The following is a 12718-nucleotide window of genomic DNA, read 5'->3' as shown; positions in this document are numbered from 1 at the left end:
ACCTCACGTCCGCAGCGCGGCGACCTTCTTCGTGATCTCTTCCACGATCTCCTTCGCCTTCCCGGGCTTGACGATGGCTGCAGCAGCCGAACCAACCTCAAGTCCGCTCGCGGCTCCGATATCGTTCTGCCGCTCAACGTAGACGTAGGAGACCTTCTTCTCTTCGCAGAGCATGGGCAGGTGCAGCACGATCTCCTCCGGCTGCACGTCTTTGCCGATGATCACGAGCTGGGCGATCCCGCGCTCGATTGCCTTGGTGGTCTCATTGGAACCTTTCTTGATCTTGCCGGTATCCCGCGCTATCTCAAGAGCCTCGAGCGCCTTGTTCTGGAGCTCCTCGGGAACGTCAAATTTTTCGAATACTTTCGGCATAACTCACCTCATTCAGGAGTAGCGTCTCCGTCATCAGTCATCAGTGACGACGTAAGCATATTATTTCATCAAGAAGGGAGATAAAGGTTTGCGATTTCCCGCACATACCGAGCATTTCTCCAGCCCGAGGCTCCGTCCGCCCCGCACTAGTACGGGAGGCGGTAGATCGCGACACCGCCCCGATCGTAGATGGCCGTGAACTCGGACTCGGGTATGTTCACCTGGTAGCGCTCCCGCTCCGCCGCCCCCACGTAGAGGAGCGTTGCGTTGTACTTCCGCATCAGCGGAACCGCAAGATCCGCCCGCTCGTAGATGGCGCGCACGTCCATGGCGCGTTCTGCCACGCGCCCCGCGTCCCCCCGCCACATGTGCTCGTGGAAGGGCTGGCCGATGACGGCGGGAATGCCGCTGAACGATGAGATGCGGGAGAAGTAGGTGTAGTCGCCCCCCTCGGCCTCCACGATCCGATCCCCGACCGGGAGGGTGCGCAGGAAGGCGATCGCCTCTGCATCCCCCGGATTGGTGAACTCCAGGTACTCCAGCCCGTCCAGCGTGCCGGTTCCGGGTCCGAAGTTCACGTTCAGGAGGAACGGGAGGAGAAGCAGCCCGATCACCGCGATCCCGCCCAGGGCGCGGCGGCAGGGGATCGGGAGATCCCGCGCGGGCAGGACCTTCGGAAGGTGGCCGCCGATCAGGCTGAACGCGGAGACTGACATCAGCAGCCAGGCGGGGACGTAGCACTTGAAGACGGTGTTCATGCGGTAGTAGACGTCCCCCATGTTGTCCCTGAAGTAGATCACCTCGCACAGGATGGTGAGGGCGAGGGCGCAGACGGCAAGCCACTCCGGCAGGGTCCTCCCCTTCCGCACGAGCAGGAGGGCGAGGGGCACGGCCGCGATCGCGGCCGCCGCGTACCCCGCCAGGAGCAGGGGGGCGGCCGCCAGCGCCAGGTAGGGCCGCTTCCCGAGATCTCTCGCGGCATGGAGGTAGAATACGGCCAGGAAGAAGCCGTGCACCAGCAGGAACGGGAGCGGCTCCGAGGGCGTGGGGACCAGGTGGACGCCCTGGATGCCCTGCGTCTCCAGCTGCAGGTAGAAGGGGAGATACAGCAGGATGGCGAGCGGCGGGACGGCGAGCAGGAAGCGGGCCGCCGACCAGTCACGGGGCGTCTCCCGGTAGCGTCTCCAGACGAGAATCCCCACGAGAACCGTGATCGGGGCGTAGATCAGCACGTCCCAGGTGTTGATGCCCGGCATGGAGCCCAGCGAGAGCGCGGCAAGCCCGGCCAGGATCCACCGACCCCCGTCCCGGAGCCGCCCCCATGCCGTATAGGCATAGGCCAGCAGCGCCAGGAGGAAGACCTGGTTGAAGATGCTCATCACGTGGGGGTGCACATCCCCCCAGAGGAACGAGAAGAAGGGATACTCGTTGATGGTGTTCGCGATGGTGCGGGTGCTCTCCCAGAGGACCGTCTGCATTCCCTCGCCGAGGAGCAGGTGGTAGAAGAACGATGGATTGGGCAGCAGGAGGGCGAGGACCGGAAGCCAGCGGAAGCGGGGGACGAGGATCTGCCCGATGAGGACGAGGCCGACGGCGGAGAGGGCAAAGACGGTCGGCAGGGCCAGGTTGAACGTGACGGAGGAGGGGGCGCCGCTCAGGATTCCCAGGCACCCCATCGTCCAGTAGCCGAGGTAGTAGTAGACCTCGAGGGTGCCGCCGGCGTACCAGGGGTCGAGGGGGGGCACGACGGGGCTGCGCATCACCGACGCCAGGAAGGCGTGGTCCATGAACTTCTCTGCAAAGGAGATGGTGGGGTTGACGAAGCGGAGGGAGAGCATGAACAGGAAGCCGACCAAAAAGATCCCGTCCCACGCCAGGTTCTCCCGCAGGCTATCGCGGCTGTAGGCCCTCTGGTAGAGGTTCAGACCGAGGAGGGCGGCAAAGGGGAGCAGGACGAGGGGGATGGGGAGGGCGAGCAGCCCCAGGTACCAGGATCCCAGGGTGAAGAGCAGGATGGACGCCGGGTAGGCGATCGCGTATCCGAACCGCGGAAATGCCCGCTCGAGCGGGGGGAATACGGCGATCTGCAGGAGTTTTACGACCGCCAGCCAGGAGACCACGTAGAGGAACTGCGATTCAATCACCAAAGAGGTCTTCCCTCCGCAACCGTTTCGTCACGGCGTTCCGCAGCACCGAGAGTGCCCATCCGCCGAAGAGGTAGATCGATCCCACGCCCCCGACCAGCGTGACCGCGTTCTTGATCAGGTGGTCGACCACCGCGATGAGAATGGCGGTCGGCTCCGGGGTCCCGGCCAGCACGAAGGTGGCTGCAAGGCTGGCCTCGTACGTGCCGACGCCCCCGGGCGTGATCGGCACCGCCTTGACGAGGTTCCCGATCACGATGGCCAGTACAACGACGACGAAGGGGATGGACTCCTGAAACATCAGCACCACCGCATAGCAGACCAGCACGTCCAGGATCCAGATGAGAATCGATGAAGTCCCGAAGCTGAGGAAGGATCGGAGGTTCAGGGATGCCTCCCGCACCTGGTCGAGCATCTCCAGCAGCAGCACGAGGAACCGGTGCTTCGCCTCGAACCGTCCGAGCAGCACCAGCCCGATGAAGAAGGCCCCGCCGCCCAGGAGCGGAACGATGAGCACGGTGTAGAACCAGGGGGGCACGTCGAGGGCGAAGGGCAGGGCGACGATCCCGAGCACCGCCACCATCAGGATATCGAAGACCCGCTCCACCAGCAGGGAGGATACGCCCCGGGAGTAGGTCGCCTTCTCCTCGTGCTTCAGGATGAAGATCCGCACCAGATCCCCCAGGCGCGCCGGCACGATCAGGTTCGCCGTCTGGCTGATGAAGATGCTGGCGGTGGAGAAGACCAGATCCACGTAGACCTCCAGGCCGCGGAGGATGGAGCGGTACCGCATGCCCCGCAGCAGCCAGGCGCACAGGCAGATCGCCACCGCCACGACGAGGTAGAGGGGGACGGCGTGCTCCAGGGTCAGGAGGAGCTGGTCCCAGACCCGGAAGAGCATGTAGCCGATGATCCCGAGGGCGATCAGGGTGGAGAGAATAATGGCGCTAACGTTCCGATACATGCAGCCGCCACCACAGGTCCAGGATTGCCGATCCCATCTCGAAGACGTCCTTTGCGCGTACGGTCGTGCCTCGCCCGGCCCGCCAGCGCACGGGGAACTCGAAGACCGTGAACCCCTCTCTCTGCCCCCGCACCAGGATCTCGGTGTCCCAGAACCAGTGCTCCGCCCGCACCCGGGGCAGCAGCGGGAGGATGCGGCTTCGGTTGAAGGCCTTGAACCCGCACTGGTGGTCGTGCAGCCGGCTCCCCAGGATCGTCCGCACGAGCAGGTTGTAGCCCCGGCTGGCGAACTCGCGGTCCCCCGATCGGGCCACGTCGCTCTCGCGCAGCAGGCGGGATCCCGTGGCCATGTCGTACCCCCGGCGGATGGCGCCGATCAGCTCCTCCAGGTGGCGCATGTCGGTGGCGAGGTCGACGTCGTAGTAGCAGACGATCGTGCCCCGGGCCTCGCCGATCGCACGGGCGAGGGCCTTTCCCCGCCCCTGCCTCTCGTCGCTGTGCAGGAGGCGGATCCGCGGATCGGAGGCCATCGCCCGCTCCACGGCTTCCGCGCTCCCGTCGGTGCTCCCGTCCTCGGCGACGATCAGTTCGAAGGACCCGCCGACCCCGGAGAGTGTGCGGATGGACGCGGGGATCGCCGCCTCCAGGGACCGCCGGTCGTTGTAGACCGGCAGGACTGCCGTCACTTCCACTTCAGGCATCCGCACCCCGCATCCGCTCCGCCGCCGCATGGGCGGCGGCGACCGAGCCTTCCATGCTCCGTTCGGGGTAGTTCGGCAGGCTGAACATGCCGGCCACGAACAGCCCGTTCTGCTCGTACGCCGGGATCAGGTCGCGGTATCCCGTGCGGTAGACGGGACCGGCGAAGCGGTTCACGGCCATCCTCTGCCAGCGGATGGACGCCCTTCCCAGGTGAAACCGCCTGCAGAAGTCTGCGAGCATCCGCCCGGGGAGACCGTTGGGGACCCGCTCCGCGAAGTAGGAGGCCAGGTAGACGATATGCTCGCCGTACCGCTCGATCGGCGCGAAGTTGGTGTGGGCGATGACCGCACCATAGGGGGCGGGATCCTTCATGTTCACCCAGTAGATGCCCTCCAGCACGTCCCTGTCGATCCCGAGCGTCATGCAGGCGGCTCCCTGGTAGGGCACGGCGGGCAGCGGCGGCCCCGCCAGCGGGATCTCCTGCGGGGGGATGGTGGAGAGGACCGCATCGAACCCCTCCCCGTTCACCCGCCACCCGCGCCCTTCCCGCTCCACGGATGCTGCCGGCGTGCCGGTGCGGATGATGCAGCCCCGGTCCCGCAGCGCCTCTGCCAGGCGGTCGATCAGCACCTGGAAGCCCCCCCGCAGGTAGCCCAGGCGCTCTCCGCCCACGCCCCGGTCGGACCGGATGGCAATCCGGCTGATCAGCCAGGCGGCAGAGACGTCGTCTCGCGCATCGCCGAACTTGCTCTTCAGCAGGGGTTCGAAAAAGGAGGCATACGCCCGCTCGCCCAGCGTGGACAGGATGAAATCCCGGGCCGGCACGGCGTCGAGGGCGGCGATGTCCATGCGTCCTGCCCGCAGCGTCAGCAGGGCAAGCCTCGCCTTGTCGGCGAGGGAGAGGTGAGGGTAACGGAAAATTTCCATGGGCGTATTCAGAGGATAAAGGTTTCCCTCAACCCAGTAGCCGCTCGTGCCCTTCAGCCACTCCAGGTGGCTGCCGATTCCGAGGCGGTCGAAGAGGGTCAGCAGCTGCCGGTCCCCGGAGAAGCAGTGGTGATAGTAGCGTTCGATCCAGTATTTATCGACATGGTAGGAGGCCAGGCACCCGCCGAGGCGGTCGTCTCTCTCCAATACCGCAACGGTATGTTCGTCCGAGAGATCGAGAGCTGCCGTCAGACCGCACAAACCCCCTCCAATGACACAAATTTTCATAATCTCTGTATCCTGTACAGTTTTAGCCGGAGCCCATAAGAAAGTTTTTGAACCCAATAGAATAAAGTATTTTAGGCAATTGGTGTATACCAGCAGCGGGCTGGATGGTGTCCACAGATGAGGGTATTTTTCATTGGTTTCGGTCAGGCCGGCGGAAAAATTGTCGATATGTTCCTGGAGCAGGACAGTAAACTCCCCAAACAGAGTTTCCGGGGCATCGCTGTCAATACCGCCCGCACGGATCTGATGGGGTTGAAGCAGATCCCCCTCAAGGATCGCATTCTCATCGGCCAGACCGTGGTGAAGGGCCACGGAGTCGGGACGGATAACGTCGCAGGTGCGAAGATCACGGCGGACGAGATCGACAGCATCATCAGCGCGGTTGACACGCGGGGAACGCACGATATCGACGCCTTCGTGATCGTCGCCGGGCTCGGCGGCGGAACGGGCTCCGGGGGCACCCCGGTGCTCGCCCGCCACCTGAAGCGGATCTACCGCGAACCCGTGTACGCGCTCGGAATCCTGCCCGCTCCCGAGGAGGGGCGGCTGTACTCCTACAACGCCGCCCGGAGCCTCTCGACCATCATCAACGAAGTGGACAACACCTTCATCTTCGACAACAGCGCCTGGAAGAATGAAGGGGAGAGCGTCAAGACCTCCTACCAGCGCATCAACGACGAGATCGTGCGCAGGTTCTCCATACTCTTCCGTGCCGGCGAGATGACGAAGGAAGGGGTGGGGGAGATGGTCGTGGACAGCAGCGAGATCATCAACACCCTCCGGGGAGGGGGGATCAGCACCGTCGGGTATGCCATCACCGAGGTCTCGAACTCCAGCAGGAAGAAGGGTCTCCTGGGAGGGCTCGCCTCTCTCGGACTGTCCCGGAACAGGAAAGGGGGATCCGAGGAGGTGCTGCTCGGGGAGGACAAGGCCGCGAAGGTGATCGCCCTGGTCCGCCGGGCGATGCTCGGGCGGCTCACGCTCCCCTGCGACTACTCCTCGGCCGAGCGGGCGCTGGTGCTGATGGCGGGACCCCCCGACGAGTTCGACCGCAAGGGCGTCGAGAAGGCCAAGAGCTGGGTCGAGGAGAACATCGCCGGCGTGGAGGTGCGGGGCGGGGATTACCCGGTGGAGAGCAACTACATCGCCGCGGTCGTCCTGCTCGCCACCATCCGCAACGCCCCCCGGATCGCCGAGCTGATCGAGAACGCAAAGGAGACCCGGGAAGACGTGATCAAGCAGAAAGAGCGGGAGCCGCCCGCCCTCTTCGACGAAGGAATCGAACCGCTATTCGAGTGAGGTGAACCATGAAGAAGATAGGTACGGCAATCATCGGAATCTTCGTCATTCTTTTGACCCTCCAGGCCGCATCCGCATTCGCAGTGAAAAACCCAACGTTTCCGAGCAGCAACATACAGGCCGGTCAGCAGATATCGGGGCAGCTGATCATCGAATTCCCCTCGTCCGGCGGCCTGACCTTCCCCATGGAGGACGACCTCGCATTGTTCACCGATCTCACGAATCCGAAGTGGAGCGCCCAGATCGAGGTGGACGGGGTCACGAATCCGCCCATGAATCTCGGCAGATACCCGAAAATTGACGGTTTCTACCTCTCGTACCCGAGCAAGAACACGGTAAAGGTGATCGTCGGTCTTGAGGGGCAGGTGCCCGTGGACGGCGTAAGGCCCGAAATTTCGATCGTCAAGATACAGCAGGTCGATTCTTCGGGTACGCCGAGAACCACGGCAGGCTCCCAGTACTTCCTCAATACCACGATTATCGATACGGGCGACATCAGCACGCGGGTATCTCGGACGGAGTCGGATCTTGCCGGACTGAGCTCCACGCTGGATGCGCAGAGCGCCCTGGGGGTGGATGTCTCCGCGGCAAAGACGAAGTTCAACGAGGCGAAAGCCGCTCTCGATAGAGCCAAGAGCGAGATCGGTTCGAAAAATTACCAGGCGGCCACATCGAGCCTGAATTCGGCTGCAGACCTGATCACCCAGGCGGGACAGGAACTCGAAAAGGCCATGGCGAAACACGATCTGGATCGTGCCGGCCAGAAAGTGAACGAGGTCGGCAGTCTGATCGACTACTTCAAGACGAACCGCAGCATGGGCAGCGACGCGCGTGTGGTCGAGATTGTCAGCAAATACGAGACTGCGAGCCAGCTGCTCTCCACGGCAAGGGCCAACTTCGATCGGGGCGAATACAGCAGCGCCCGCATCGGTGCCAACCAGACTTCCCAGAAGGCCGACGAAGCCTACAACCTCGCCACCAGCCTGAGGGCCGAGATCGGCGAAGGGTTCTCCCTGGGCGGCATGCTCCCCATCGTCCTGGGCGTGGTCGTCGTCGGGGTCCTGATCGCGGTGGGCTACGCGGTCTACAGGAAGAAGACGAAGTGGGACGAACTCGGCTGATTCTCCCTCCTCTTTTATACCCCCTTACAGGTTTATCTCCCCGCAGGAATGCGCAATCGTATTTCAGAAGGATCAGGCTGACTGAATTTCGAATGCCCTTCGCATCGATTGCCTGATCTCCCATGCAGGCCCCATCGCTACGATAGGGGCAGGCACCCCCACCCCGCCTGTGATAGCCTCGTATTCAACGATGCCGGGAAGGCCGGATCGGCCTGAGCCCGAATAGCACCAAGCTCCTGCTCTCCCCGATCCAGCCCCTATCGCACCGGGGGGGAAGGGCTCTCTTCCCCGATTGCCTCAGTCCCTGAATGCAATACCCGTGCGGGGATGCCAGACCATCTCGACCATGGATGCCCTTCGCATCGACCTCGCGCTCCCCCAGTCCGTGCCTATCGCACCTAGGGGGGAGAGGGTTTTGAAGGGGGAGGGGGGTGCACCCCCCTCCCCCCAACTGCCCCTACCCCCGCGTACGATAGCCTCCGAGGAGGATCGGGGGCGATACTCCACCGTGCCCCCTCCACAGAACGATAGAGCCTGCTCTGGCATCCGCAAACAAATCCAGGAAAGCCCGATGGCTGGTCGAATGCTCGGACAGTGCTCCGGTCCCCTCTTGCCTATCGCACTAAGGGGGTCCCAATCCCCACCTGCCCCATCCCGGTGCAATGGAACCTGATTCGGGATGCAGAAGAGATCTCTCTCCCCCCATGGAGAAGGAGACTGGTTCTTTCGGACCCCTCACCCCGACTTTCTGTATCCATCCTCTTCGGTAGAAGACTGCTCCGACTCGCTCCCCAGCGACCCAATCGCACTTATGGGTGCTGCTCTCAACCTATAGCGTGCTCCGCTGTTCGATGGACCGGATTGCAGAACAGGCAGAATGGCCTTCCATGAACTCCTGCGTATGCCGGGCATACGTGTTCGGATCGCCACTCCGCTGAAGGCGCCCTCTATGTCCGCCAGTTCCCAGAGTGAGCACTGCGTATCCGAGGCCGGAAGAAGACAGACTTTGCCTCCAGGCGGTGCGAACCATCGATCTATACAGTCAGCCTGAGATCCAGACTGTCAGGATCGAAGGGCCATCGACGCGTTTCTTCGGGATATGCACGGCGTTGGCCTGGATTGGGGCATCCGGCTCGGGGGGGACGGGGACCTTGGGGATCGCCCTCCAGACCAGAGACCTGCTCCTCCCGACCTTGCGGAAGCCCCCTGATGCGGCTGTTTCACGCTGGACGGGGGGACCCGGGCCAACTCTGGGACATACGAAAGGCGAACCATCGCCGGCGGGGAGGGTGGAGACCGGCTACTGCACGGTTCCGCGGTTCGAGGGGCGGGGCTATACCGCCGCCATCGGGAGCCGATCTGGATAGCGTTCGGGAGCGGAAAGGTCCAGTCCATCGCCGCACGCTCCTGCGTGCCAGTGCATCCACGAGCGTGCTTGAGAAACCGGGCATGCAGCGGACCGGCTCAGGGACCCGTAGGAGGGGGAGGTGTGGGAGTGCAGGCCGCCTGGCGCCACCGAAACCTGTCTGCACCGCGGGCAGGGCGACGGGGATTCCTGACGGTCAGGTCTCGTTCCGGGTGAACACATCGAAGTTCATGCTGCCCATCGGGCCGTCACGGGTGAAGTAGTACTCCAGCAGGCGATCCTCGTTCTCGTCGTAGGAGAACCAGTAGTTCAGCTTGAAGGTCTCCTTCCCGTAGCCGGGAATCGAAGCGTAGCTGCTGGCATCGTGCGCGATGACAAGGTCGAAATCCTGGGTCAGGAACGTGCTCTCGTCCACCCTGCGCCCGTAGTACACCAGCTTCTCCGCGTCCCCGCCGCGGTAGTACCAGGGCAGGGGCCAGTAGTTCTCCGAGGCGATGGCGACCCGATCGGCCGCATCGATCTTCGCCATCACCGCACGGAGCTCCTCGGAGTTCTGCACCTGCACGATCGGCTCGTTGATGTCCGCCGCAGTGAAGGCGACGTGCCAGGTCATCGCGATCAGGAAGACCGCCGATACCGCGACGGCGACCTTCTGCCAGTGCGGCTTCCAGAAGGGCAGCGCGTAGACGGCGATGAAGATCATGGGGATCAGCTGGTGGATGGCGAGCCAGGGCACCTTCTCTCCGATGTAGCCGTAGATGCCGATCGAGAGGACCATCCAGTAGATGGCGAACGCAAAGAACTCCGTTCGCCGGTTCGGCGCCGGAGCCGGCGGAGAGGGAGCAGCGGGCGCATCCGCCCCGCCCTGCCGGGGGCGGATCCGCTCCCGCAGCGGCTGCAGCCTCTCCGCCAAGGGGGTCTCCTTTCCGATAAACAGCACGGTGCCGATCCCCGCCAGGATCAGGAGGGGGACCTCGTAGAGGATGAAAAGAATGATGTAGAAGTAGAACGGCCCGCAGAGGCGGCACTGGTCGTGCATCGCCGTCCAGTGCTCGATCGCCCGGTACCACCCCGAGGTGGTCAGATTGAAGTCCTGGCCGACGAGCACCTCGGGCTGCGCTCCGAACGACGAGTAGAGCAGCGCCATGATGCCCGCCACGGCGAGGACGGCGAGCACCAGATCGCCCTTCCACTGCGGGGGAAGCGCAAACCGCCCCTTCCCTATCCCGAAGAGGAAGAAGGAGCCGAAGATGAGAGCGATGATGGGCATCTCCTCCTTGCAGCAGAGCCCGCCGGCGAGGGCGACCGCCGCCAGGAGGAGGAACTGCGTCCTGCCCCGCTCGAAGTAGTAGAGGAGCGCCACCAGCAGCAGGAGCGTGAAGAAGAGCATGAAAATGTCATGGCGGAGGAACCGGGAGAAGTAGACCAGATCCGGGGATATGGCGATGAACAGGGCCGCCACCAGCGTCTGCGTGCGATCCAGGTATCCCAGGCGGTAGATGGCGTAGACCAGGGGCACGAGAGCCGCCCCCAGGAGCGCCGGGATGAGCCTTCCTGTGAGATCGGAGTCCCCGAAGAGCGAAAACATGCCTGCCGTCGCATAGTAGAGGAGGGGGCCGTGGTAGGAGGGGTCGTAGGTGTACGCGCCCCGGGTGAGGAGCTGGTAGGAGAACCAGGCGTGGATCGCCTCGTCGTGGTGGAAGAGTTTGAGATCCAGGAACGCGAACCGCAGCCCGAAGGCTAGCAGGGTGACAAGAAGAAAAGCGGTCTCGAAAGAGAACGTTGCACGGCGGAGAGAGAGTCCTGCGGCGGACATTGCCGCTCCTCCGCTTCAGCTCTCCAGCACAATCTCGATTCCAATGTCCTTGGGCACCTGGATCCGCATCAGCTGGCGCAGGGCCCGCTCATCAGCATCGATATCGATCAGGCGTTTGTGTACCCGCATCTGCCAGCGGTCCCACATGGCAGTCCCCTCCCCATCCGGACTCTTGCGCACCGGCACCACCAGTCGCTTGGTGGGAAGCGGAATGGGACCCGCGAGATTCACACCGGTCCGCTCGGCAATCTCCTTGATCCGCTGGCAGACCATCTCAACCTTCCTGCAATCCGTTCCTGTGAGGCGTATTCTGGCTTTCTGCATCCCTATCCCCCGAAAAAGATGGTATTGGTTATCTCATCTGCTTGGGCACGATGTCGATGCACATGCCGGCTGCGATGGTGGATCCCATGTCGCGGATGGCGAACCGTCCCAGGGGAGGGATCTCTTTGAGCTTCTCGATGACCAGCGGGCGGGAGGGCTTGACCTTGATGATCGCCGCATCCCCGGTCTTCAGGAACGTCGGGTTCTCCTCCTTCACCTGGCCGGTGCGGGGGTCGAGCTTCCGCACGAGCTCGGTGAACGTGCACGCCACCTGTGCCGTGTGGCAGTGGAACACGGGCGTGTAGCCGACGGTGATCGCGCTCGGGTGGTGGAGAACCACGATCTGGGCGGTGAACTCGTCCGCCACGGTGGGGGGGTTCTCGATGGGGCCCGTCACATCCCCGCGGCGGAGATCGTTCTTGGCGATCCCCCGTACGTTGAACCCGACATTGTCACCGGGCAGCGCCTCGGGGATCTCCTCGTGGTGCATCTCGATGGACTTGATCTCGCCCTCTTTGTTGGCCGGCATGAAGCTGACCTTCATGCCCTTCTTCATGACCCCCGTCTCCACGCGCCCGACCGGCACCGTGCCGATTCCGCTGATGGTGTAGACATCCTGGATGGGCAGCCGGAGCGGCAGGTTCGTGGGCTTCTCCGGCTCTTTTAAGGTGTCCAGGGCCTCGAGCAGCGTGGGGCCGTTGTACCAGGGCGTCTTGTCGCTCTTCTTGGCGACGTTCGCACCCTGGAAGGCGCTCGTCGGGATGAAGAGCATCGTCTCCGGCTTGTAGGCGACCATCTTCAGGAGATCGGATGCGGCCTTCTTGACCTCCTCGAACCGCTTCTGGTCGTAGTTGACGGCGTCCATCTTGTTGATCAGGACGATCAGCTGGTTGATGCCGAGCGTGCGGGACAGGAAGACGTGCTCCTTTGTCTGCTCCTGCACACCCTCCGCCGCCGAGACCACGAGCAGTGCGGCGTCCGCCTGGGACGCGCCCGTGATCATGTTCTTCACGAAGTCGCGGTGCCCGGGGCAGTCCACGATGGTGAAGTAGTACTTGTTCGTGTCGAACCGCTTGTGGGCGATATCGATCGTGATCCCACGGTCGCGCTCCTCCTTGAGGTTGTCCATGACCCATGCGAACTCGAACGTGCCCTTGCCTTTCGCCTCGGCCTCCTTTCGGTAGCCCTCGATGATGTGGGCAGGCACAGCGCCCGTCTCAAAGAGCAGCCGGCCTACCATGGTCGATTTGCCGTGGTCGATGTGTCCGATCACTGCCAGATTTAAGTGCGGCTTTACTGCTGCCATTCTACGTATCCTCCGCTCATATATGGGACCATTCAGGTAAACAGTCCGATTGATGCGAGTGTAATATATTGGAAAGTCAAGTATATAAAT

General features: G+C 63.3%; 10 protein-coding genes. 2 read left to right on the top strand and 8 right to left on the bottom strand.

Features of this window, described 5'->3' with window-relative positions; all coding sequences use genetic code 11:
• Nucleotides 1-3: 3 nt before the first annotated feature.
• The 5 genes from rpl7ae to QMC96_03535 all read right to left on the bottom strand — a co-directional run bounded on the left by rpl7ae (nucleotide 4) and on the right by QMC96_03535 (nucleotide 5396).
• Nucleotides 4-372, bottom strand: coding sequence for a 50S ribosomal protein L7Ae (gene rpl7ae, locus QMC96_03555; GenBank protein MDI6875832.1), 369 nt, complete (start codon nucleotides 370-372; stop codon nucleotides 4-6).
• A 146-nt stretch (nucleotides 373-518) separates the two neighbouring features.
• Entirely contained in the window at nucleotides 519-2516 is a 1998-nt protein-coding gene (locus tag QMC96_03550; GenBank protein ID MDI6875831.1) for a DUF2298 domain-containing protein, read from the bottom strand.
• A complete protein-coding gene (locus tag QMC96_03545) occupies nucleotides 2509-3480 on the bottom strand; it encodes a lysylphosphatidylglycerol synthase transmembrane domain-containing protein (GenBank protein MDI6875830.1) in 972 nt (323 codons plus the stop codon). Before QMC96_03545 ends, QMC96_03550 begins: the two co-directional genes overlap by 8 nt.
• Complete coding sequence (locus QMC96_03540) at nucleotides 3464-4180, bottom strand: glycosyltransferase family 2 protein (protein MDI6875829.1); 717 nt, start codon at nucleotides 4178-4180, stop codon at nucleotides 3464-3466. The genes QMC96_03545 and QMC96_03540 overlap by 17 nt, the downstream gene beginning before the upstream one ends.
• Nucleotides 4173-5396: an NAD(P)/FAD-dependent oxidoreductase gene (locus tag QMC96_03535; protein MDI6875828.1), complete on the bottom strand. Its 1224-nt coding sequence runs from the start codon at nucleotides 5394-5396 to the stop codon at nucleotides 4173-4175. The genes QMC96_03540 and QMC96_03535 overlap by 8 nt, the downstream gene beginning before the upstream one ends.
• A 117-nt stretch (nucleotides 5397-5513) precedes the next feature.
• Between QMC96_03535 and QMC96_03530 the strand changes: the two genes are divergently transcribed.
• Together QMC96_03530 and QMC96_03525 are read left to right on the top strand one after the other, a co-directional pair.
• Nucleotides 5514-6695, top strand: a complete 1182-nt coding sequence (locus QMC96_03530; protein MDI6875827.1) for a tubulin/FtsZ family protein — start codon at nucleotides 5514-5516, stop codon at nucleotides 6693-6695.
• 8 nt (nucleotides 6696-6703) lie between these two features.
• Complete coding sequence (locus QMC96_03525; protein ID MDI6875826.1) at nucleotides 6704-7816, top strand: hypothetical protein; 1113 nt, start codon at nucleotides 6704-6706, stop codon at nucleotides 7814-7816.
• 1562 nt (nucleotides 7817-9378) lie between these two features.
• Here the strand turns inward: QMC96_03525 and QMC96_03520 are convergent.
• The 3 genes from QMC96_03520 to tuf are packed head-to-tail and all read right to left on the bottom strand — an operon-like array spanning nucleotide 9379 to nucleotide 12628.
• Complete coding sequence (locus QMC96_03520; protein MDI6875825.1) at nucleotides 9379-10998, bottom strand: TIGR03663 family protein; 1620 nt, start codon at nucleotides 10996-10998, stop codon at nucleotides 9379-9381.
• A gap of 15 nt (nucleotides 10999-11013) precedes the next feature.
• Nucleotides 11014-11322, bottom strand: coding sequence for a 30S ribosomal protein S10 (rpsJ, locus tag QMC96_03515; protein MDI6875824.1), 309 nt, complete (start codon nucleotides 11320-11322; stop codon nucleotides 11014-11016).
• 28 nt (nucleotides 11323-11350) lie between these two features.
• Nucleotides 11351-12628 (bottom strand): translation elongation factor EF-1 subunit alpha, encoded by a 1278-nt coding sequence (gene tuf / locus QMC96_03510; GenBank protein ID MDI6875823.1) that lies wholly within the window; start codon nucleotides 12626-12628, stop codon nucleotides 11351-11353.
• Between the last annotated feature and the right edge of the window lie 90 nt (nucleotides 12629-12718).

The organism is Methanomicrobiales archaeon (genome assembly GCA_030019205.1).
Lineage (GTDB): Archaea > Halobacteriota > Methanomicrobia > Methanomicrobiales > JACTUA01 > JASEFH01.
Note: the sequence above shows the minus strand (reverse complement) of the source record. Positions and strands in the feature narration are given on the sequence as shown.

Excerpts from the sequence above, each read along its gene's own strand:
- rpl7ae (MDI6875832.1), bottom strand. The coding sequence starts at position 372 with ATGCCGAAAGTATTCGAAAAATTTGACGTTCCCGAGGAGCTCCAGAAC.
- QMC96_03545 (MDI6875830.1), bottom strand. The coding sequence starts at position 3,480 with ATGTATCGGAACGTTAGCGCCATTATTCTCTCCACCCTGATCGCCCTC.
- QMC96_03540 (MDI6875829.1), bottom strand. The coding sequence starts at position 4,180 with ATGCCTGAAGTGGAAGTGACGGCAGTCCTGCCGGTCTACAACGACCGG.
- QMC96_03535 (MDI6875828.1), bottom strand. The coding sequence starts at position 5,396 with ATGAAAATTTGTGTCATTGGAGGGGGTTTGTGCGGTCTGACGGCAGCT.
- QMC96_03530 (MDI6875827.1), top strand. The coding sequence starts at position 5,514 with ATGAGGGTATTTTTCATTGGTTTCGGTCAGGCCGGCGGAAAAATTGTC.
- QMC96_03525 (MDI6875826.1), top strand. The coding sequence starts at position 6,704 with ATGAAGAAGATAGGTACGGCAATCATCGGAATCTTCGTCATTCTTTTG.
- QMC96_03520 (MDI6875825.1), bottom strand. The coding sequence starts at position 10,998 with ATGTCCGCCGCAGGACTCTCTCTCCGCCGTGCAACGTTCTCTTTCGAG.
- rpsJ (MDI6875824.1), bottom strand. The coding sequence starts at position 11,322 with ATGCAGAAAGCCAGAATACGCCTCACAGGAACGGATTGCAGGAAGGTT.
- tuf (MDI6875823.1), bottom strand. The coding sequence starts at position 12,628 with ATGGCAGCAGTAAAGCCGCACTTAAATCTGGCAGTGATCGGACACATC.